Consider the following 21,265-nt stretch of genomic DNA (forward strand, 5'->3'; position numbering starts at 1 on the left):
TCAAATCCGAACCAAGGATCTGCCCATGGCCCAAGCTAAGCCTGCTTCATGGCGCGCATCTGCCTGGATCTGGCAGAGGAGAGCAGGTACCCGGAGAGGCCGGCGCGCTGCGGGAGATGGCCGCAAACTACGGGCGCGGGGCCGCAAAACGGACCGTGGTTAAGACCGTAGATTGCGCGCGGCGCGTGCGGAAAAGGCGAGCAATCTCAGCGAGATTGACAGGACACCCCTTCCGCCAGTTTCGACCGAAATGTGTAGGGCCGAACTTCGGGCGGCCGGTTCACGCCGGCGGGCCTCCTTTAAAATTCGTTAGTTGGGGGTGCTGCCGCTCTTGGCCTTGGACGAATGTTTCACTACTGATTTAGGCGGTGCGGCCAGCTTCTTCGACGCTTCGTCGCCGCGGGCAGTTCCCCACGGATCTACGGCCTTTTGGTCAGGAACGTTGCCGAGGGAGCGTTGATAGGCGCGCTCAGCCCGAATGTCGTCCGCCTTCTGCGTCTCCGTCTTGTCCTGGGACTGTTCGCCATACATTGGAACATGGTCCTGCGCCAATGCGGTCGGTGCGATCAGAGCAAACATGACAGCGACGGCGATTTTGCGCATCGAGAAAACCCCCGGTTCTGCGACGAGCATAACATCGCGCCGATTGCGGCATCAATGGGCGCGGTTTGACAGACACCCCTTCCGCCATACGATCGGTCGGGCTTTCCCGGGCAGGTAATCGGTGAACCAGACGTCCAATCCGGCCGCGCTCGACAAGCTCAAGCTTCGCATCCAGGCGTTGCGCGCCAAGACGATCGCCAATGGCTGCACCGAGGAAGAGGCGCTGTCGGCCGCCGCCAAGGTCGCCGAGCTGCTGGATCGCCACGATTTGTCGCTCTCCGACGTCGACCTGCGGGCGTCGCCGTGCGAACGGAGGGTCTTTGAGACCCTTCGCAAGAAGCGAATTCCTCTGGACGATTGCATCGGCGCGATCGCTCATTTCTGCGATTGTCGGGTCTGGCGCGAGAAGAATGCGGCCGGCGAGAGCAGCTATGTGTTCTTTGGTCTCGGCGCGGATGTCGAGGTCGCGCATTATCTGGCCGAATTGATCGACGGCGCCGTGCGCGCCGAGCTTGGTCGCTTCAAGACCTCGGTCGACTACAGCAGGTTCCGGCACCAGGAGCGGCATCTGGCCAATGCCTCCTTCGCGCTCGGCATGGTGGCGTCAATCGCGCACAGGCTGGTGGCGATCAAGGCCAGTCGCGATCAGGTCAACGAAAGCACCGGCCGCGGGCTGGTCGTCCTCAAGACCTCGGTGGTCGATGCGGAATTCGACAAGCTCGACCTCAAGCTCCGGACCCAGCGCAGCACCGGCCGGATGGTGTCGATGACGGCCTATGAAGCCGGCGGCGCCGCGGGCGGGTCGCTGGCCATCAATCCCGGCCTTGGCGAGTCGCAGTCACGGACCGCTCCCAAAGGAAGCTGAACGCATCGGGGCAAGGGACGATGCGCCGATGGATTTCGGAATAATAGCAGCATACCCCTGTTTTGCCCGACGTGCCAAAGGGCCTTGCGGGGGTGGGACGCTCAAGCTGTTGATCCCAAACGCATTGGCTACTGTGCATGGGGTTGTTTTCGAAAATTCCAGTGGGCCGCGCCGAAATGCCCGCTCGTCGGCGTTAAGCCGGCGCGCGCAAAGAAATAGGTCGAGCCGGCTCTCGATGGCGCCTTTAACTATCTGATATTTCGTTTCTTTATTCGGTTGCGGCAGGGCTTCCGGTTCGGTTCGGGGAACTCTTTCGCTGCGTCCGCGTTGTCTTGCCATGACCGAAGATCTTTCCTTCCGACGCAAACCCTTGACCCCCGAACAGCGTCAGGCGCGCGATGCGGCACGCCGGATCGAGGCTGAAAAGGCCATGCGCGACCACGAGGAGGCGCAGAAGCAGTTCTACGCCAACAAGGAACGGTTGCGGGCCGAGCGGCTCGCACGCGAAGCAGCGACGGCAAAGGACTGACCGAACGCGGTCGCCGCGCCAGAACCTCCCGGATGGATATTTCAGCCGGGCCGGACCTAGTGCCGTTGCGGCGTGCGCGTCGTGCTGAAGGCGAGCTTGAGCGCCTGGACGGCGCCTGCCAATGCCCCGCGGGGCGATTGGGCCTCGATCGCTTCGGCTGCGATGCGGCAATCGTCGGCGACCTTGAGCAGTCCGTGTCGTGCAAGGTCCATGGTGGAGAGGGCGGCCTGCTCCAGGCAGACCCGTTCAAGCCGTCGAAACTCCCGCAGCTCTCTGTTCATGCGTCAGCTCTCGATGTCCCCGGGCTATGCGGCGCTGAGTCCACTTAACAAAGAGTAAACGCTTTCCCGTAGCTGGTCTGGCTGGCGCGGAGCTGGCGGCTGCCGTGATGGCCGGGCCTGCCGCAAGCGGCGGGCTTGACGGCGTTTGGCTTCCGCCGGAAGATTCAAATGATCCTCAACTGACGTGAAAGACGGAGACGTTCGCTCCCAGCCAGTCCGATCCGCAGCAGCGAAAACGAAATGGAGCTGACCATGACCACGTTCGACAAGCGCGAGCAGGGCTTTGAAGCCAAATTCGCCCACGACGAGGAGCTCATATTCAAGGCCACGGCCCGGTCGAACAAGTTGCTCGGGCTCTGGGCCGCCGGCCAGCTCGGGCTCAGCGGCGATGCCGCCAAGAGCTATTCCACGGCGCTGGCGACGGACCATCTGGAGAGCCGGACGATGGACGAGGTCATGGACAAGGTGTCAGGCGATCTCGCCGCCAAGGGGGTGGCGCGCGAGCAGGTCGCCGCGAAGTTCCAGGAATGCCTGCATCAGGCCATTCAACAACTCGAAGCCAAAGAGTAAGCGCCGCGCAGTTAGGCGCTCACAGCACCATGTGGGCGATCTCGATGGGCTCGCCGCCGAGGCCGTGAGAGAACTGCCCTCTGCCAGGCGGTGGGACGCAAGGTGAGCGGGCTGGTCCTACTCGGCATGCTTGTTGCGCATTCCGGAATCGCTGAGCTTGTCGACGTAGGCGATGCCTAGCGCCGAGACGATGAAGGTGATGTGGATCAGCACCTGCCACATCACGCCAGTCTCGGTGAAGCCGGCGCGGTTCGAGCCGAGATTGCCGGCCTCGATGAAGGTGCGCAGCAGCGCGATCGAGGAGATGCCGATGATGGCCATGGCAAGCTTGATCTTCAGCACGCTCGCATTGACGTGGCCGAGCCATTCCGGCTCGTCGGGATGGCCCTGGAGATCGAGCCGCGAAACGAACGTCTCGTAGCCGCCGACGATGACCATCACCAGCAGATTGGAGATCATCACGACGTCGATCAGCGCCAGCACGCTCATCATGATCTGCTGTTCGGTGAGATCGAGGGCGTGCCAGGACAGATGCCAGAGCTCCTTGAGGAACAGCGCGATGTAGACGCATTGCGCCACGATCAGTCCGAGATAGAGCGGCAGTTGCAGCCAGCGCGAGCCGAAGATGATCATCGGCAGCAGGCCGAGGCGCGGCGAGGGCGGGCGGGCCTCGGTCGTGGGGGCAGGCTCAACCGACATTCAGGCAGCATCCTCGCATCGAGATGATCTCGCTTTCACGTAGCCCGGCAAGATGGCCGGCGAAAGACGCGCGGTGCGCTTGCAGCCTTCCGGGGATCGTGCCGTTTCGTGCTACCGTGCCGGGCGGCCGTCGCGACGGCCTGGATCGCGGGAGGCGGGACGTGCGGAGCGGCTTTAGCAGTGGGCCCGGGAGGATCGCGCTTGTTGCGGCGATAATGATGCTTGGCGGGGGCGAGGTGTCGGCTACGCCGTTGACGCCGTTTCGCTACGAGGCGCAAGCGCAGCGCCATTGTCCGCATGACAAGGTGGTCTGGCTGGATTTCAGGAAGGGCGTCTACTACGCCAGGGGCCAGAAGCGATACGGCCAGGGTTTTGACGGCAGCTTCGTCTGCCTCGGCGAGGCCCGCGACAGCTTCTATCGTCGCTCGCTGCTCGGCCTGCGCTGAGCGGCGCGCGTCGGAGCGCGAAAACGATCCGGCCTATTTCCGGTCGGGCAGCTTCACCGGGATATGCGGGGAGGTGCTGATGACCCTGGGACTTCCGTCCGGATAGGTCCGGCCGCCGCGGATCAGCGACTCCAGGACCAGGAAGAATTTCTCGGCAAGCATTGCGTCACCTTCGTTGGTGATGGCCTCTTGAAATGAGTCGAGGCGCCGAACGCGGAAATTCAATCAACTAAACGGGAGCGGGACAATTCCGGGACAAACACCCGTGTTGCGGGGCCGTACGGTCGTGGTCGGAAACGCCGGGAAAGGGGGGCTGTGATCAGCCGAAGGCCAACGCCACCAGGCTCGAGCACAACAGCACCAGACCGCCTGCGGTCAATGCCAGGAAGCCATCGGATACGAGGTCATGGTTACGCATTGGACACCTGCCGCTCTCGTCTGCGATGCTCGATCGGATCGCTTGAAATTGCCCGAACGTGCCGTCTTGAAAGAGGTGATGCTTGCCGCCCGCGCGAGTGCCTCAGGCCCTCGTACGGTAACCTTCAAACGCATGGGCCAGGAAGATCCCCGCGCTTACCAGACCCATCAGTGCCGAAACCGTCTCGATCATCGTTAAATTCCAAATCCCGCCCTTGCATGCGAGAGAACGCGTGCGGCCTTGCACAGTCAAAAGAATTCCAGTGAGTGGCGCGACAATGGGGGTGGAGTGAGGATTTAGCGCAACAGAATGTCCAGGAGTGGCACAGAGCAGGTGCCTGTGCTCCGTAGATGAACGGGGGAAAGCGAACGCGCCGTTTACCATCTCCGTGCGATCGCCGCGGGCTCCCCATTTCCGCCGTGTTCGGGTTGCGATATCGTCCGACGTCCGAAGCGGTGGTGGGCCGCCTCGGAGCAAAGGACCGGACAGCGCACCCCGTCGAAGCGGGGTGGGTACGCCTCCGGCGAAATGGTATTTGGGGCGAATGGGGATCCGACGGTCAGATTCGGTATTGCGGGCCGCGCGTGGTGTTGCGGCGGCCGCGACCTGCCTCGCGCTCGCCAATTGCGCGTCCTCCAACAAATTCGCCAGCCGCGTCGACCCGAAATATGGCGTATCCTCGAGCCCCCGGGTCGTGGCTTTGGGTGATCCGGTCCCCAAGGGCGGCGGCACCTACCGCGTCGGCAAGCCCTACGTCGTCGCCGGCCGGACCTATGTGCCGGAGGAGGACGTCAACTATCGTGCCGAGGGCATGGCGTCCTGGTACGGCGACGATTTCCATGGCCGCCTGACCGCCAATGGCGAGGTGTTCGACATGGCCTCGCTCACGGCGGCGCATCCGACCCTGCCGATGCCGTCCTATGCCCGGGTGACCAACATCTCGAACGGCAAGTCACTGATCGTCCGCGTCAATGACCGCGGTCCCTATCACGGCAACCGGCTCATCGACGTCTCGAACAAAGCCGCCGAACTCCTTGAATTCAAAGGCAATGGCGTCGCCAAGGTCCGCGTCGAATATGTCGGCCGGGCGCCGCTGGAAGGTTCCGACGACCGCCAGCTGATGGCGACCCTGCGCACCGGGATCCCGGCGCCGTCGCCTTCGATGGTCCGGGTCGCCTCGGCAAGGCCATTCGTGCCGGAGCTGCCCTCGTCGAACCGTGGCGCCATCCGCGGCGAGGTTCCGATGCCGGAGGGGCGGCCCTACAGTCTCGGCAATACCTCGGCCGACATGGCCTCACTCAATGCGACCTCGGAAATGTCGGCCTCGAGCCGCAGCCGGGGCCGGCCGCTCCAGAACGCGCGCGCCGTGTCCTATGACGAGGACGGCCGCTACGCCACCGAAAGCGCGCCCTCGGCCGCCTATGCCTCCGACGGCGCCGCCGAGGCCCGCAGCATTCTGAGCGGCCGCGGCCTCTACTAAACCCGGACAATCACCGAGCGGTTCTGACGTCGCTGGCTAACGCCTAGAACAGGATTCGCGCCGGTTTTACCTTCGGCGCGGATTCGCCGAGACGGAGCAGGCGGGCGCCGCTCACATCGCAATGAAGAAGGACATCGGCTAGCGCGCCGACGCTTCGCGCAGGAATTTCACGAGCGCAGCGTTGACCTCGTCGGGCCGCTCCTGCTGCACCCAATGGCCGGCGCCTTCGATGATCAGTTTTCGTGTGAGATTTGGCAGCACGCGCTCGAGTTCGTTGACGCGCTTGGCGCCGATCAGGCCTGTGATGACGGCGTCTTTCGAACCGGCAATGAAGAGGGACGGCTGGTGGATCTGCGCATCCTGCCAGGGCGCCGTCAGCTCCCAGTTGCGGTCGAGGTTGCGATACCAGTTCAGCCCGCCGCGGAAGCCGGATTTGCGGAATGTCTCGGTGAAGTAGGCGAGGTCGGCCTCGCTCAGCCAGTCCGGTAGCGGCTCATCGGCAGTCGCGTGGCCGAGAAAGCCCTTGCCCTCCTGCACGAACATGGCCGCGGAGGGATCGGCAAGGCCGCGTCCGCCGAGCACGATGCGCATGGTGCGGGCGACGTCGCGCTCGAGCTCGGCTTCGGCGACGCCGGGCGCCTGGAAATACTGCCAGTAGAAGTTGGTCACGCCGCCCTGACGCAGCAGCTCGAGCGGCTTGCCGCGGCCGCGGAATGGCGGCGGCACGCTCAGGCCGGCCACCGCCGTGAAGATGTCGGGGCGGAACAGCGCCGCGTGCCAGGCGACCGGCGCCCCCCAATCGTGGCCGACTACCATGGCCTTGCTCTCGCCAAGCGCCTGCACGAGGCCGACGATGTCACCGACCGTGTCGAAGATCGAATAGGCGCTCACGTCGGCCGGCGCCGCGCTCTGGCCGTAGCCGCGCATGTCGGGGGCGACGACGTGAAACCCGGTGGCCGCCAGTGCCGGGATCTGGTGGCGCCAGGAGTAGGACAATTCCGGCCAGCCATGGCACAGCATCACCAGCGGTCCCTGGCCGGCCTCGCGGATGAACAGATCGATCCCGTTGGCCTTGATCACGCGGGTGGAAGACATCGCTTTTCCGCCTTGTTTCAGGGGTTTGGTCGAGAAATATAAGGTGGCACGATAGGGGCGTGACGGGAATCGTGCAATCTCGGGTTCCGGCACCAGCCTCGTGTTGTTCGCGCCGGTTCCAACTGTTAGAACGCCGCTCTCAGGGCTTGGCCATGGCATTTCGTTTCATTTCGCTCCGTCGCAGCCGCTTCACCTCCGGCATGCTGGTGCGCGCGCTTGTCGCCGGGCTGCTGCTCGCGAGCCTCGGATGGTGCGGCGTGCTCTACGCAGCCAACCAAAGCATCCAGGGCGCCAAGAAGGCGGAAGATACCGGCTTTGACGGCGATGCCCCCACCGCGATCCTGATCGAGGCCTCCAGCGGCAGCGTGCTGTTCGAGAAGAACGCCGACGAGCTGCGCGCGCCGTCCAGCATGATGAAGCTGATGACGGCGGAGGTTGTCTTCAACGCCATCCAGAAGGGCGACATCAAGCTGACCGACGAATACCGGATCAGCGAGAACGCCTGGCGCAAGGGCGGGGCGCCGTCGGGCGGCTCGACCATGTTCGCCGCCATCAACAGCAAGGTCTCGGTCGACGATCTCCTGCATGGCGCGATCATCCAGAGCGGCAACGACGCCTGCATTGCGCTGGCCGAAGCCATGGCGGGCAATGAGCGCATCTTTGCCGCCGACTTCATGACCAAGCGAGCCCGCGAGCTCGGCATGACCAAGTCGACCTTCGGCAACTCCAACGGTCTGCCCGACCCCGGCAACAAGATGACGGTGCGCGAGCTCGGCATCCTCGCCCGCCACATCATCCTGGACTTTCCGGAGTTCTACAAACTGTTCGGCGAGAAAGAGTACACCTGGAACAAGATCCGGCAGCCCAACCGCAATCCGCTGCTCAACTCGATGGAAGGCGCTGACGGCCTCAAGACCGGCTACACCAAGGAGGGCGGCTATGGCATGGTCGGCTCGGCCGTGCAGAATGGCACGCGGCTGATCGTCGTCGTCAACGGGCTCGAAGACCCCGAGGATCGCGCCACGGAAGCCAAGAAGATGCTGGAATGGGGCTTTCGCAATTTCGAGACCCGCACGCTGATCGCGGCCGACCAGCCCGTCGGCTACGCAAAAGTGTTCGGCGGCGAGAGCCGTTCGGTGAAGCTGGTCGCCAAGACACCCGTGAAGGTGATGGTGCACAAGAACGGCAGCGACAAGCTGATCGCGCGCGTCGTCTATAGCGGTCCGGTGCGGGCCCCGGTCGAAGCCGGCCAGAGGGTCGGCGTGGTGAAGGTCTGGCGCAGCGGCAACATCGCGGTGGAGACGACGGTCTATGCCGCCGAGGCAGTCGCCACCGGCTCGACCATGCGCCGCGCCATCGACGGCGCCAGCGAGCTCGTGATCGGAATGTTCCGCGCAGGCGCCGAGAAGCTCTGACCATGAGTGACAGTGCGGTACAGCGGCCGTCCGGACGCGGACGCTTCATCACCTTTGAGGGCGGCGAGGGGACTGGCAAGTCCACCCAGATCAAGAAGCTCGCCGACCGCCTCAAGGCAGCAAGGATGCGCACCCTTGTGACGCGCGAGCCGGGCGGCTCGCCGGGTGCCGAGATCATGCGCCATCTGGTGCTGTCGGGCATGGGCAAGCTGCTCGGCCCCGAAGCCGAGACGCTGCTGTTCGCGGCCGCGCGCGATGACCATGTCCACACCGTGATCGAGCCCGCGCTCAAGCAGGGCATTTGGGTGCTGTGCGACCGCTTCGCCGACTCGACGCGCGCCTATCAGGGCAGCCTCGGCAGCGTTTCTCCCGGTCTGATCAACGCGATGCAGCGCGTTACGATCGGCGATCTCAAGCCTGACCTCACCATCATCCTCGACCTGCCGGTCGAGATCGGTTTGCAGCGCGCCGCCGCCCGTCGCGGCAGTGGCACGCCTGACAGGTTCGAGGGCGAGCAGCTCAGCTTCCACCAGGGCCTGCGCGAGGCCTATCGCAAGATCGCCGCGGACGAGCCCGCGCGCTGCGTGTTGATCGACGCCAATTCCGATCCGGATACGGTCGCAGGCCGCGTCTGGAACGCACTGCGCGATCGTCTCCTTCCGACGCCGGCCTCGGTGGTGTCGGTATGAGCCCGCGTCAGGCAGAGCGCGAGAGCGCCATTCCGCATCCGCGCGAGACCAGCCGTCTGTTCGGCCATCGCGAAGCCGAGACGGCGCTGCTGTCGGCCTATCGCAGCGGGCGCATCCCGCATGCCTGGCTGATCGGCGGGCCGCAGGGGATCGGCAAGGCGACGCTGGCCTACCGCATGGCGCGCTTCGTGCTGGCGCACGGCCAGCCGCTGGCGGACGTCGTACAGCGCGCCGAGAGCCTGGCAGTCGACCCTGATGACGCCGTGGCGCGCCAGGTCGCCGCAGAGTCCCATGGCGGGCTGCTGACACTGGAGCGCACGGCGAACGACCGCGGCGTGATGCGCACCGTGATCACCGTGGATGAGACGCGCGAGACGATCTCGTTCTTCGGCTCGACGGCAGCAGCCGAAGGCTGGCGCGTCTGCATCGTCGATACGGTCGACGAGCTCAATCCGAATGCGGCTAACGCGCTTCTGAAGATCTTGGAGGAACCGCCGCAGCAATCGCTGTTCCTGCTGGTGAGCCACGCGCCCGCGCGCGTGCTCGCCACAATTCAGTCGCGCTGTCGCAAGCTGCGCCTGCGGCCGCTCGGAACGGACGAGGTGATCAGTGCCGCCGCGGAAGCGGCCGGCCTCGCTCCGACCGACCTGGCGTTGCGCGAGGCGGCGGAGGCTTCGGAGGGCAGCGTCGCGCGGGCGCTGACGCTGCTCGGCGGCGATGCGCTGAAACTCCAGCAGCGCACGGCGGCACTGCTTGCGCGATTGCCACAGGTCGATCCGCGCGAATTGCACACGCTCGGCGATTCGCTCGGCACCAGCGACCGCGTCGCGCTTGCGGCCTTCATCGACGGCATCGACCGCTGGATCGCGGAACGGCTGCATGCGGATGAGGCCAATGCCAACCAGAACCTGCCGCGCCTTGCGCGCCTAGCTGAGGTATGGGAAAAGATCGTCCGCGCCGCGCGCGACACCGAAACCTACAATCTGGAGCGAAAGCCCTTGGTTTTCTCGGTGTTCGGCTGGCTGGCGGACGCAACGCGCTAGAGCATGATCCGGAAAAGTGTGTAGCGGTTTTCCGAGAGGATCATGCTCAAAACAATAACCTAACGCAGGTTCGCTTCCAAATTTTGAGAAGCCGGTAAAGGAATTCGTCGTGGCAACGCGAGCTAAAAAATCCGTCAAGCGCAAGAGCGGCAAGAAAGCTGCGAAGAAGGCCACCAAAAAGGCCGTGAAGGCGCTTGCGCGCAAAGCTGCCAAGAAGGTCAAGAAGACCAAGAAGGCTGCCGCCAAGAAGGGCGTGAAGAAGAGCGCTGCGAAGACGGCAAGGAAGGCCGGCAAGAAGGCTGCGAAGAAGCAGGTCGGCGCCAAGAAGGCGGTGAAGAAAGCGGCCAAACAGCCGGCCAAGTCTCCTACAAAGAAGGCTCCTGCGAAGAAGGCAAAGGTGACTGCGGCTGCCGTGACCGCCGCACCGACGCCTGTCGCCACGCCGCCGAAGGCTGTGAAGCCCAATGTGTCGAAACCCAAGGCGCCCCGCGCGCCGAAGCCGGTTGCGGCTCCGCAAGCCGCCGTGCCCGCAGCGGCCCCCGCGCGCGACAACGTCTTCTACATCACGACCGCGATCGCCTATCCCAACGGCAACCCGCATATCGGCCACGCCTATGAGGCGATCGCCACCGACACGCTGGCACGCTTTGCGCGGCTCGACGGCAAGGACGTGTTCTTCCTGACCGGCACCGACGAGCACGGCCTGAAGATGATTCAGACCGCGCAGAACGAGGGCCTGACCCCGTCCGCGCTCGCGGCCCGTAACGCGGCCCGCTTCAAGGCGATGGACGAGCGGCTCAACGTGTCGTTCGACCGTTTCATCCGCACCACCGAAGAGCAGCACCACCGCTCCACCCAGGAGATCTGGCGGCGCATGGAAGCGAACGGCGACATCTATGCCGACACCTATGCGGGCTGGTACTCGGTGCGCGACGAAGCCTACTACGCCGAAGACGAGACGCGCCTGAACGACGACGGCGTGCGCCTCGGGCCGCAAGGCACGCCGGTCGAATGGGTCGAGGAGAAGAGCTACTTCTTCCGCCTGTCCGCCTATCAGGAGAAGCTGCTCAAGCTGTACACCGATAATCCCGATTTCATCGGCCCGGACTCGCGCCGCAACGAGGTGGTGAGCTTCGTCAAGGGCGGACTGCGCGATCTCTCGATCTCGCGCACCACCTTCGACTGGGGCGTCAAGGTGCCCGGCGACGAAGAGCACGTGATGTATGTCTGGGTCGACGCGCTCACCAACTACATCACCGGGGTAGGCTTCCCCGACGAAAGCGACAAGAACTGGCGCTACTGGCCGGCCGATGTGCACATCATCGGCAAGGACATCATCCGCTTCCATGCGGTGTACTGGCCGGCGTTCCTGATGTCGGCCGGCATTCCCGTGCAGAAGCGGGTCTATGCCCACGGCTTCCTGTTCAACAGGGGCGAGAAGATGTCGAAGTCGGTCGGCAATGTCGTCGATCCCTTCAACCTCGCCGACCAGTATGGCGTCGACCAGATGCGCTATTTCTTCCTGCGCGAGGTGCCGTTCGGCCAGGATGGCAACTACAACCACGAGGCCATCGTCGCGCGCATCAATGCCGATCTCGCCAACGATCTCGGCAACCTTGCACAGCGCTCGCTGTCGATGATCGCCAAGCAACTCGGCGGCGTGCTGCCGGAGCCGGGTGAGTTCAGCGACAACGACAAGGCCATCCTGGCGATGGCCGACGGCATGATCGCAGCAAGCCGCGAGGCGATGGCGACGCAGCAGATCCATCATTGGCTCAACGCCGTATGGGCCGTGGTCGCGGAAGCCAACCGCTATTTCGCGGGCGAGGCGCCGTGGGCGCTCGCCAAGACCGATCCTGCCAGGCAGAAGACGGTGCTCTATGTCACCGCCGAGGTCGTGCGCCAGATTGCGATCCTGGCCCAGCCGGCGATGCCGACCGCCTCGGGATTGCTGCTCGATAGCCTCGGTGTCCCCGGGGGCGAGCGCAATTTTGCGGCGCTCGGCGGCGCCAAGCGCATCGCGCCCGGCTCGACGCTGCCCGCGCCGACGCCGGCCTTCCCGCGCTACATCGAGCCGGCGGCCTAAGGCGTTCGCGCGATGCTTGTCGACAGTCATTGCCACCTGGATTTTCCCGATTTTGCGGAAGATCTCGACGGGATCGTGTCACGTGCGCGAGCGGCCGGCATCGGCCGCATGGTCACGATCTCGACGCGGGTGCGAAAGTTGAACCAGCTTCTGGCCATCGCCGAGCGCTACGACGACGTCTACTGCTCGGTCGGCACCCATCCGCACAACGCGGACGAGGAGGACGGCATCTCGCCGGACGAGCTGATCGCGTTGACGCAGCATCCCAAGGTCGTGGCGCTCGGCGAGGCCGGGCTCGACTATTTCTACGACAACGGCTCGCCGGAAGCGCAGGCGAGGGGCTTTCGCGCCCACATCGCGGCCGCGCGCGCGACCGGCCTGCCGCTGGTGATCCACACCCGCGAGGCGGACGAGGATTGCGGCCGCATCCTGGAAGAGGAGGTAGCACGCGGATCGTTTCGCGCCGTGCTGCATTGCTACACCGGCGGGCGCGAGCTGGCGCTGAAGGCGGTATCGCTCGGCCTGTACATCGGCTTCACGGGCATCCTGACCTTCAAGAAGTCGGAGGCGCTGCGCGCGCTCGCGGCCGAGTTGCCGGCTGACCGTATTCTGGTTGAAACAGACTCGCCCTACCTTGCGCCCGGCAAGTTCCGGGGCAAGCGCAACGAGCCGGCCTATGTGGTCGAGGTCGCAAAAGTGCTGGCTGAAGCGCGTGGCGTGTCGTTTGATGAGATCTCGCGCCAGACCACCGAAAACTTCTTCCGCCTGTTCTCCAAGGTGACAGCTTGATTCCGGGAGCCGCATGACGCTGACGCTGACGATCCTGGGCTGCGGCTCCTCCGCCGGCGTGCCGCGCCCGGCGCTCGGCTGGGGCGCCTGCGACCCGAGCAATCCGAAGAACCGCCGCCGCCGCTGCTCGCTGCTGGTCGAACGGGCGTCCGAGCACGGCACCACGCGGATCGTGATCGACACCTCGCCGGATCTGCGCGAGCAATTGCTCTCGACCAATGTCGACCACATCGACGCGGTGTTCCTGACCCACGAGCACGCCGACCAGACCCACGGCATGGACGACCTGCGCTCGGTCGTCATGCACATGCGCCGGCGTATCCCGACCTACTTCAACCAGTCGACCGCCAAGGACATCCTGTCGCGGTTCTCCTATTGCTTCATCGCGCCGGAGGGCAGCGACTACCCGCCGATCCTGACGCGGCATTCGATCGAGGCGGGCGAAAACCAGACCATTCTGGGGAAGGGCGGCGCCGTGACGATGACGGCCTTCCTGGTGCAGCACGGCAACATTCCCGCGCTCGGCTATCGCATCGGGGACGCCGCCTACACGCCCGATCTCAACGACATCCCGCGCGAGAGCTGGGGCGCGCTGGAAAACCTCGACCTCTGGATCGTCGACGGGCTGCGCTACACCAGCCATGTCAGCCATTTCAGCATCAACGACGCGCTGTCCTGGATCGAACGTTTCAAGCCGAAGCGCGCCGTCATCACCAACATGACGGCCGACGTCGATTACGAAGTCATCCGGCAGTCGCTGCCGCCGGGCGTGGTGCCGGCGTACGACGGCCTGCGGCTGGAGACACACTGAGCGCAGCAGCCTTGAAACGGGAGATCAGCTCAGGCGGTTATTGCCTTCGCCGATCCCACCTCGTTGCGCAGCAGGAATTTCTGGATCTTGCCCGTGGACGTCTTCGGGATCGGCCCGAACACGATTGCCTTCGGCGTCTTGAAGCCGCTCATGTGCGAACGGCAGAAGGCGATGATCTCGGCCTCGGTCGCGCTGGCGCCGTCCTTCAGCTCGACGAAGGCGCACGGCACTTCGCCCCATTTCGGATCGGGCTTGGCGACCACGGCGGCGAACAGCACCGCCGGGTGCTTGTAGAGGATGTCCTCGACTTCGACCGAGGAAATGTTCTCGCCGCCCGAGATGATGATGTCCTTGGAGCGGTCCTTGATGATGACGTAGCCGTGCTCGTCGAGCACGCCGAGATCGCCGGTGTGAAACCAGCCGCCCTCGAAGGCCTCCTTCGTCGCCTTCTCGTTTTTGAGGTAACCCTTCATGACGATGTTGCCGCGGAACATGACCTCGCCGATGGTCTCGCCGTCGCGCGGCACCTCCTGCATGGTCTGCGGGTTGATGACGGTGACGCCTTCCTCGAGCGGGTAGGGCACGCCCTGCCGGCGCTTCATCCGCGCACGTTCGGCCGGCGGAAGCTCGTCCCAGCCGGGCTGCTCGGCGCAGACGGAGGCGGGGCCGTAGACCTCGGTCAGGCCATAGACGTGGGTGAGCTTGATGCCGATGTTTTCCGCGCCTTCCAGCACCGCAACCGGAGGCGCGGCGCCGGCGATCAGGCCGACGACGCGGCGGGCGGCATTACCCGTTGGCGTTTCCTTGGGCGCGTCGGGGGCGTTGATCAGCGTGTTGTAGACGATCGGCGCGCCGCACATGTGGGTGACGCCGTGCTGCTTGATCAACTCGAAGATCTTGGTCGGCTCGACCTTGCGCAGGCAGACGTTGATGCCGGCCGAGGCCGCGATGGTCCAGGGGAAGCACCAGCCGTTGCAATGGAACATCGGCAGCGTCCAGAGATAGACCGGATGCTGGCCGAGATTGCCGGCCAGGATGTTGCTGACGGCGTTGAGATAAGCGCCGCGATGATGCGTGACGACGCCCTTGGGATTACCGGTCGTGCCCGAGGTGTAGCTCAGCGCGATCGCGTCCCATTCGTCCCTGGGCGGGATCGCGGTGAAATCAGGATCGCCCTGCGCGACCGCGGCCTCATACTCGATCTCGCCGATGCGCATTCCGCCCTTGAAGGCGGCATCGTCGACGTCGATCACGAACGGCTTCGGTCCGCTCATCTGCGCGAGCGCGTCGGTGATGACGCTAGAGAACTCGGGATCGACCAGGATGATCCTGGCCCCGCCATGATCGAGCTGAAAGGCTATCGACGGTGCATCGAGGCGGATGTTGAGCGCATTGAGCACGGCGCCGGTCATCGGCACCGCGAAGTGCACCTCGTTCATGGCCGGGATGTTCGGCAGCATCGCCGCCACGGTGTCGCCGACGCCGATGCCTTTGCCGGCGAGCCAGGCCGCAAAGCGCCGGCAGCGCTCATAGGTCTGCGCCCAGGTGAAACTGCGGCCCTCATAGACCGTGCTGACGTGATCGGGATAGACCGCGGCGCTGCGCGCGAGGAAGCTCAGCGGGCTCAGCGGCACGTAGTTGGCGGGCGTCTTGTCGAGGCCGATATTGTACGGGTTCTGCCGTTCGCTCATCGACACCTCCTCAAAGTGCTTCAAAGAAATCCGATCGAGATCCAGGGGAAGATCGCGACGATGATCAACCCCACCAGCAGCGCCAGCAGATAGCCCCAGATCGGCCTGATGCCTTCGGCCGGGTCAACGCGTCCGATGGCGCAGGCGGCATAATAGCCGACGCCGAAGGGCGGGGCGAATAGCCCGATACCCATGGCCAGAATGATCACCATCGCATAGTGCACCTCGTGCACGCCGACGGCGCGGGCGATCGGGAACAGCAGCGGCCCGAACAGCACGATCGCCGGGATGCCCTCCAGCACGCTGCCGAGAATGGTGAAGGCCAGGATGGACACGGCGATGAAGGTCGCCGCACCGCCCGGCAGTCCCGTCATGGCCGCCGCCAGCGAGCGCGAGAAGCCGGATTGCGTCAGGCCCCAGGCCATGCCGGTGGCTGTGCCGATAATCAGGAGGATCGCGCCCGACAGCGCCGCGGTCTCGACCAGCATCGGAAACAGCCGCCGCCAGTCGAAGCGGCGATAGACCAGGAGGCCGACCAGGGCGCCATAGACGATGCCGATGGTGGAGACTTCGGTGGCGGTGGCGATGCCCTCGACCACGGCGTAGCGGATCACGAAGGGCAGCGCGAGCGCGGGCAGGGCGACGATGAAGGTCCTGCCGATCTCGCCCCCCGTGGCACGGCGGACATGGCTCATGTCTTCGTGTCGGTAGCGCCACCACACCAGCATGCAGAGCGTGATCGCGAGCACGACGCCGGGCAGCAGGCCGCCGGTGAACAGCGCCGCGATCGAGACGCCGGTGACCGAGCCGATCGTGATCAGCACGAGGCTCGGCGGAATGGTCTCGGTCTGGGCCCCCGTCGCCGCTAGCAGCGCGACGAGATCGCCGGGGCGGGCGCCGCGCTGTTTCATCTCCGGGAACAGCACGGGCGCGACCGCGGCCATGTCGGCGGCCTTGGCGCCGGAGATGCCGGAGACCAGGTACATGGCGCCGACCAGCACGTAATGCAGGCCGCCGCGGACATGACCCAGCAGGCTCGCCAGGAACGCCACCATGGCCCGCGCCATGCCGGTCATCTCGATCAGCAGGCCCAAGAACACGAACAGCGGCACCGAGAGCAGGATGAGATGGCTCATGCCCTCGTCCATCCGCCCGACCAGCACCATGACGGGCGTGCGCGTGGTCAGCACCAGATAGCCGAAGATCGCGAGGCCAAAGCCGAACGCAATGGGAACGCCGGCAAAGACGCAGAAGCCGGCGACGCCGACGAAGAAGATGACGAGGTTGAGATTGCCGAGCGGCCGCAGATATGGCTGCGCCAGCCAGAACAGGCCGACGATGACGGCAACGGAGATCACGGCCGTCAGCACCATGCGGACATCGGCGGCGCGCAGCAGCCGCAGCAGCGCGAACGCCGCCATCAGGCAGATGCCGGCCGGCAGCGCGGCGGCCCGCCAGATGTTCGGGATCTGGAGCGCCGGCGTGGTGATGAAGCTTTCCTCGTAAGCGTAGTCCCAGGACGGCCACACGATCAGCGCCAGAAACGCCAGCGCCGCAGCGGTCGCGACCAGGTCGAGATAGGCCCGCATCGCGGGTCCGGCGCTTGCGACCACGGCGGTCATGCGCATGTGCTCGGAGCGGCGGAATGCGACCGCCGCGCCCAGCATGGCCAGCCACAGGAACAGGATCGAGGCGAGCTCGTCCGACCAGATCAGCGGTCGGTGCAGGCCGTAGCGCGCGACCACGCCGGCAAACAGGATCGCGATCTCGGCGACGACCAGGGTCGCCGCGGGGATCTCGACGGCGAGGCCGAGGAGGCGTTCGAGCGAAGCCAGCAACGAAGGTCGGCGAGGGGACTGAACAGCCACCTCGCCCGCCGCTTCGGTCACCTCAACCTCGACATGAGCCATGACGGCCCCAACGCGTTACGAGAGCTTGCCGACGGCCTTCTCCAAGAGGTCCCAGGCCTGATCGCCATATTTGCCCTTCCACTCGGCATAGAAGCCGGCGGTCCGCAGCTTGTCGCGGAACGGCGCGACCGCGGGCTGGTTGAAGGTCAGGCCCTTGGCCGCGAGCTCCTGCTGGAGATTGGCATTGAGCTTGGCGGTATCCTCGCGCTCCTTGACCGCGGCGGCGTTGATGTTCTTGGCGACGATCGTGCGGACGTCCTCCGGCAGCGCGCTCCAGGCGCGGCGGTTGGCCAGGAACCAGAAGCCGTCCCACATGTGGTTGGTCAGCGAGCAGTATTTCTGCACCTCGTAGAGCTTTGCGGTCGAGATGATCGCCAGCGGGTTCTCCTGGCCCTCGACGATCTTGGTCTGGAGTGCGGAATAGACCTCGCTGAAATTGATCGAGGCGGGCGCTGCATCGAACGCCTTGAACATCGAGGTCCACAGCGGCGACACCGGCACGCGGATCTTGAAGCCCTTGAGGTCGTCGGGACCGGTGATCGGCCTGGTCGAGGACGTGGTCTGGCGGAAGCCGTTGTCCCAGATCTTGTCCATGACCTCGAGGCCGGCCTTCTTGATCTCGCCGCGGACATGGGCGCCGAGATCGCCGTCCATGGCCTTCCAGACCGTGTCGTAGTCCGGGAACGCGAAGCCGATGCCGTTGATGGACGCGGCCGGAACCAGGGTCGACAGGATCAGGCCCGACAGCGTGAAGAACTCGACGCCGCCGGAGCGGATCTGGCTCAGCATGTCGGTGTCGGAGCCGAGCTGGTTGTTCGGAAAGATCTGAAGGTCGAACTTGCCGTTCGTCTCGCTCTTGATCGCCGCCGCCATCTCCCTGGCGCGCACGTTCAGCGGATGGGTGTCCGGCAGGTTATTGGCGTATTTGTAGCTGAACTCGGCGCTCTGGGCGCGGGCCACATGGGGCGCGCTGAGGCCGCCCAGGACCGCGGTCGCGGCGGAGGCCTTGAGAAGCGTGCGTCGGGAAAAGCTCATGGGTCTGCTTCCTCGGAAGGTTTGTTGTTGTTCTGAGACGCAAACCTATACGGATGGAAAGTCAGAAGGTCATCTGCGATCTCGCGAAGCCTCGCTTATTGCAGCCGGACCACGTCACCGCAATATCGCTTTCGGCACATGGAGCCGGATTCAAAAAGCGAAAAACAACCCCATGCACAGTAGCCGTCAAGAGTTGGGACGACGTTCGAGGGCCGAGCCGAAAGTCGCGCCGGAGCGAAGCCGGGATGGCAGGAATTCCGTCTAAATATTTGATCTGATTGTATATAAATATATTCCATAATATACCTTATGCGAATCATGGATATGGTCGTGCAGGTCAGGCCAGCCAAATCCGCAGCTATCCAGAACCCCGCTCCCGGCGGACAATCGCGGCGCGCTGCGACGATCCGACGGTCGCTCGGATGGTCGCAGGCAAGAACACAGGCGGTCCAAACCGTCGCCTATTGGGAGGTCCATCATGGAGCTGAACGTCGCCGGCGCGACCGGCTCGCGCGCCATTCCATTCGATGCCGCCAAGCTCGACCGCCTGATGGAAGCAGCCGGCCTCGACGTACTCATCGCGACCTCCAAGCACAACGTACAATACCTGCTCGGGGCCGAGCGCGCGATCTTCTTCGACTACATGGATGCCATGGGCGTCAGCCGCTATCTGCCCGTCCTGGTCTATCCCAAGGGCGCGCCGGAAAAGTCCGTCTATGTCGGCCACCGGCTGGAGACCCATCAGCGCGCCGTGGCGCCGCCCTGGGTGCCGCAGGTCCGGACCGAGTCCAGCGGCTCGGTCGATGCGATCACGCGGGCCGTTGCGGCCTTGAAGGACGCCGGTGTGCCGATGAAGCGGGTCGGGGTCGAGATGGCATTCCTGCCGATGGATGCGGGCCAAGCGCTTGCCGACGCCCTGCCCGACGCGGCGCTCAAGGACGCCCTCCTCGTCCTGGAGCGTCTGCGCGCGGTCAAGTCTGCGGACGAACTGGCCAGGCTGAAGACGGCGTCTGAACTGGTGATCGCCGCGATGCTGGAGGTGATCGTCGGGCACGGTCCCGGCACGACCAAGCAGCAATTGTCGGACGCACTGCGCGTCGCCGAGGTCAACCGCGGGCTCACCTTCGAATACTGCCTGCTGGCCTGCGGCAACAGCCACAACCGCGCGCCGTCGGCGCAGCGCTGGGAGCAAGGCGAGGTGCTGTCGCTCGACTCCGGCGGCAATTTTCACGGCTATATCGGCGACCTCGCCCGCATGGCGGTGCTGGGCGAGCCCGACGGCGAGTTGAGGGACTGCCTGGCCGAGATCGAGGCAGTGCAGCGCGCCGCCTTCGCCGCCGTCCGGCCGGGCGCCATGGGCGGCGACATCTACGTCGCGGCCGAGCGGCAGCTCGCCCAGATCACACAGCGCGATTGCACCGAATTTCTGGCCCACGGCATGGGCCTCGTCAGCCACGAGGCCCCTCACCTGACCGCCACGGGTCCGGTTCCCTATGACGACACGGACGCGCGGCTGCCGCTCGAAACAGGCATGGTGGTGTCGATCGAGACCACGATGAAGCATCCGAAGCGCGGCTTCATCAAGCTCGAGGACACGGTGGTGGTGACGGCGACGGGCCACGAAATTTTTGGCGAAGGCGGCCGCGGCTGGAATCGCGGTGGGAGTGCGCTTTGATCTGACTGGGTCGCACGCCGGCTGAGGCACTCTGCGTGATTTCTTGCGCACGGCTTCCGCCCAAGCGCATTGTTTTTCGTTCCATCAGTGCACGCGCAAAAAACAAATCGGCGATCGCGGGAACCCTTGTCGGCCCGCCCTGTTCATTCTTTGTCCGATCCGGACGCGTAACAATTGGTGGATACTATGAAAAGAATTTTATTGGCGGCAGTCGCCGTTCTCGCATTCGCTTCTCCGTCAGTCGCAGCTGAGACGGGCAAGACCGTTGGCCAATCGCCCTCCTCGTTCTACCTGGCTCAGGATACCGCGACCATGAAGTGTCAGATCGTCGAGAGCCAGCCTGCCGGCGGCACCATGAAGGTTGTCGGCGCCGCTCACACGACAAAGGCTTCGGCAGAAGCAGCTATGAAGGCGGACAAGACTTGCGCCAAGTAAACTTGTGCCAAGTAACTTGCGCCAAGTAATCGGCTAAGTCGGAGCGTGAGTACGGAGGCGGGTCTGTGAGTTCGTTAGAACCACGAATCCTCAAATCCGCCGCCACCAGCGCCCCTCAAGAGTGCCCCGCGTCGAGCTTCTTTCTCGGCCAGTGGCACGCAAGTGACTTGCCGCTTGAGATGCTCCAAATTCGAAAGGATACGATCATGAACCAGCAGACAATGAAATGCGTGGTTGCCGTCTCGTTCTTCGGCGCGGCGATCCTCGGCTCGGTGCTCCCGTCAGGGGCAGCTCCGATCTCGCCGAGCACGAGTCTCCTGAAGCAAGCGGTTTCTTCGTCCGCAGTGACAGAGGTCTACTACAGACGCCACTACCGCGGTCGCGGCTACTACGGCGCTCCCGGGGCCGCAATCGGGCTCGGCATCTTGGGCGCCGCGGCTGGAGCCGCCGCCTATGGGGCCTACGGGTCCAGCAATTACGGGCCCGGGTACTACGAGCCAAGGTACGCTGCGCCAGGGTACTACGGCGACGCCTATCCCTATCGCCGCCAATACTACTCCCCGTACTGAGGGCACGAATGACGCTGTTTGGGCGCGGCAGTCTCTGTCACTGACCCTTCCCAATCAGCGTGCCATCGAGCGCGCGCTTGATCACCCGTTGCGGCTACGTGCTGAACCGTAATGCCAGATACTCGCGTGAG

22 protein-coding genes are annotated in these 21,265 nt (G+C 64.7%); 14 read left to right on the forward strand and 8 right to left on the reverse strand.

Annotated features, from left to right (window positions below; genetic code table 11):
- Window positions 1-309 precede the first annotated feature (309 nt).
- Entirely contained in the window at window positions 310-603 is a 294-nt protein-coding gene (locus tag EI171_RS25025) for a hypothetical protein (protein ID WP_161534942.1), read from the reverse strand.
- A gap of 121 nt (window positions 604-724) precedes the next feature.
- Between EI171_RS25025 and EI171_RS25030 the strand changes: the two genes are divergently transcribed.
- Window positions 725-1,468, forward strand: coding sequence for a DUF2786 domain-containing protein (locus tag EI171_RS25030; RefSeq protein WP_161534943.1), 744 nt, complete (start codon window positions 725-727; stop codon window positions 1,466-1,468).
- A gap of 337 nt (window positions 1,469-1,805) precedes the next feature.
- Window positions 1,806-1,997: a hypothetical protein gene (locus EI171_RS25035; RefSeq protein WP_028174031.1), complete on the forward strand. Its 192-nt coding sequence runs from the start codon at window positions 1,806-1,808 to the stop codon at window positions 1,995-1,997.
- A 56-nt stretch (window positions 1,998-2,053) separates the two neighbouring features.
- On the opposite strand, the gene EI171_RS25040 is transcribed toward EI171_RS25035, so the two are convergent.
- Window positions 2,054-2,278, reverse strand: a complete 225-nt coding sequence (locus EI171_RS25040) for a hypothetical protein (protein WP_060912232.1) — start codon at window positions 2,276-2,278, stop codon at window positions 2,054-2,056.
- Between the two features lie 252 nt (window positions 2,279-2,530).
- Between EI171_RS25040 and EI171_RS25045 the strand changes: the two genes are divergently transcribed.
- The gene (locus EI171_RS25045; RefSeq protein WP_202633011.1) at window positions 2,531-2,848 is read left to right on the forward strand and encodes a DUF1476 domain-containing protein; all 318 of its coding nucleotides are present in this window, start codon (window positions 2,531-2,533) and stop codon (window positions 2,846-2,848) included.
- 117 nt (window positions 2,849-2,965) lie between these two features.
- Here the strand turns inward: EI171_RS25045 and EI171_RS25050 are convergent, their stop codons facing one another.
- Window positions 2,966-3,547, reverse strand: a complete 582-nt coding sequence (locus tag EI171_RS25050; RefSeq protein ID WP_011087294.1) for a TIGR00645 family protein — start codon at window positions 3,545-3,547, stop codon at window positions 2,966-2,968.
- A 215-nt stretch (window positions 3,548-3,762) separates the two neighbouring features.
- On the opposite strand from EI171_RS25050, the gene EI171_RS25055 reads away from it, so the two are divergent.
- Entirely contained in the window at window positions 3,763-3,993 is a 231-nt protein-coding gene (locus EI171_RS25055; protein WP_085966842.1) for a hypothetical protein, read from the forward strand.
- A 33-nt stretch (window positions 3,994-4,026) separates the two neighbouring features.
- On the opposite strand, the gene EI171_RS46475 is transcribed toward EI171_RS25055, so the two are convergent.
- A complete protein-coding gene (locus EI171_RS46475; RefSeq protein ID WP_256380384.1) occupies window positions 4,027-4,155 on the reverse strand; it encodes a hypothetical protein in 129 nt (42 codons plus the stop codon).
- Window positions 4,156-4,955: 800 nt separating this feature from the next.
- Between EI171_RS46475 and EI171_RS25060 the strand changes: the two genes are divergently transcribed.
- The gene (locus EI171_RS25060; protein ID WP_049832503.1) at window positions 4,956-5,891 is read left to right on the forward strand and encodes a septal ring lytic transglycosylase RlpA family protein; all 936 of its coding nucleotides are present in this window, start codon (window positions 4,956-4,958) and stop codon (window positions 5,889-5,891) included.
- Between the two features lie 138 nt (window positions 5,892-6,029).
- Here the strand turns inward: EI171_RS25060 and EI171_RS25065 are convergent, their stop codons facing one another.
- Complete coding sequence (locus EI171_RS25065; protein WP_161534945.1) at window positions 6,030-6,986, reverse strand: alpha/beta fold hydrolase; 957 nt, start codon at window positions 6,984-6,986, stop codon at window positions 6,030-6,032.
- 152 nt (window positions 6,987-7,138) lie between these two features.
- Between EI171_RS25065 and EI171_RS25070 the strand changes: the two genes are divergently transcribed.
- From EI171_RS25070 to EI171_RS25095, 6 genes are all read left to right on the forward strand, one after another.
- Window positions 7,139-8,401, forward strand: coding sequence for a D-alanyl-D-alanine carboxypeptidase family protein (locus tag EI171_RS25070; RefSeq protein WP_161534946.1), 1,263 nt, complete (start codon window positions 7,139-7,141; stop codon window positions 8,399-8,401).
- A 2-nt stretch (window positions 8,402-8,403) separates the two neighbouring features.
- Complete coding sequence (gene tmk, locus EI171_RS25075) at window positions 8,404-9,090, forward strand: dTMP kinase (protein ID WP_028174037.1); 687 nt, start codon at window positions 8,404-8,406, stop codon at window positions 9,088-9,090.
- Window positions 9,087-10,133, forward strand: coding sequence for a DNA polymerase III subunit delta' (locus EI171_RS25080; RefSeq protein WP_011087288.1), 1,047 nt, complete (start codon window positions 9,087-9,089; stop codon window positions 10,131-10,133). Before tmk ends, EI171_RS25080 begins: the two co-directional genes overlap by 4 nt.
- 109 nt (window positions 10,134-10,242) lie before the next feature.
- The gene (gene metG, locus EI171_RS25085) at window positions 10,243-12,219 is read left to right on the forward strand and encodes a methionine--tRNA ligase (protein WP_097532087.1); all 1,977 of its coding nucleotides are present in this window, start codon (window positions 10,243-10,245) and stop codon (window positions 12,217-12,219) included.
- A 12-nt stretch (window positions 12,220-12,231) separates the two neighbouring features.
- Window positions 12,232-13,008, forward strand: coding sequence for a TatD family hydrolase (locus tag EI171_RS25090; protein ID WP_011087286.1), 777 nt, complete (start codon window positions 12,232-12,234; stop codon window positions 13,006-13,008).
- Between the two features lie 13 nt (window positions 13,009-13,021).
- A complete protein-coding gene (locus EI171_RS25095; protein WP_028174040.1) occupies window positions 13,022-13,819 on the forward strand; it encodes an MBL fold metallo-hydrolase in 798 nt (265 codons plus the stop codon).
- A 29-nt stretch (window positions 13,820-13,848) separates the two neighbouring features.
- Here the strand turns inward: EI171_RS25095 and EI171_RS25100 are convergent, their stop codons facing one another.
- From EI171_RS25100 to EI171_RS25110, 3 genes are read right to left on the reverse strand one after another with little or no spacing between them, the layout of a single operon-like run.
- Complete coding sequence (locus tag EI171_RS25100; protein ID WP_161534947.1) at window positions 13,849-15,510, reverse strand: acyl-CoA synthetase; 1,662 nt, start codon at window positions 15,508-15,510, stop codon at window positions 13,849-13,851.
- 20 nt (window positions 15,511-15,530) lie between these two features.
- On the reverse strand, window positions 15,531-17,420 hold the full coding sequence (locus EI171_RS25105) for a TRAP transporter large permease subunit (protein ID WP_161534948.1): 1,890 nt from the start codon (window positions 17,418-17,420) through the stop codon (window positions 15,531-15,533).
- Between the two features lie 15 nt (window positions 17,421-17,435).
- Window positions 17,436-18,455: a TRAP transporter substrate-binding protein gene (locus EI171_RS25110; RefSeq protein ID WP_011087282.1), complete on the reverse strand. Its 1,020-nt coding sequence runs from the start codon at window positions 18,453-18,455 to the stop codon at window positions 17,436-17,438.
- 478 nt (window positions 18,456-18,933) lie between these two features.
- Between EI171_RS25110 and EI171_RS25115 the strand changes: the two genes are divergently transcribed.
- From EI171_RS25115 to EI171_RS25125, 3 genes are all read left to right on the forward strand, one after another.
- Window positions 18,934-20,130 carry a Xaa-Pro peptidase family protein gene (locus EI171_RS25115; RefSeq protein WP_161534949.1) on the forward strand — a complete coding sequence of 399 codons (1,197 nt, stop codon included), beginning with the start codon at window positions 18,934-18,936 and terminating at the stop codon, window positions 20,128-20,130.
- Between the two features lie 312 nt (window positions 20,131-20,442).
- Window positions 20,443-20,565 (forward strand): hypothetical protein, encoded by a 123-nt coding sequence (locus EI171_RS46480; RefSeq protein WP_256380385.1) that lies wholly within the window; start codon window positions 20,443-20,445, stop codon window positions 20,563-20,565.
- Between the two features lie 221 nt (window positions 20,566-20,786).
- A complete protein-coding gene (locus tag EI171_RS25125) occupies window positions 20,787-21,134 on the forward strand; it encodes a hypothetical protein (protein WP_244441990.1) in 348 nt (115 codons plus the stop codon).
- Window positions 21,135-21,265: the final 131 nt, after the last annotated feature.

Source organism: Bradyrhizobium sp. LCT2, from assembly GCF_009931255.1.
GTDB classification, from domain to species: Bacteria; Pseudomonadota; Alphaproteobacteria; order Rhizobiales; family Xanthobacteraceae; genus Bradyrhizobium; species Bradyrhizobium diazoefficiens.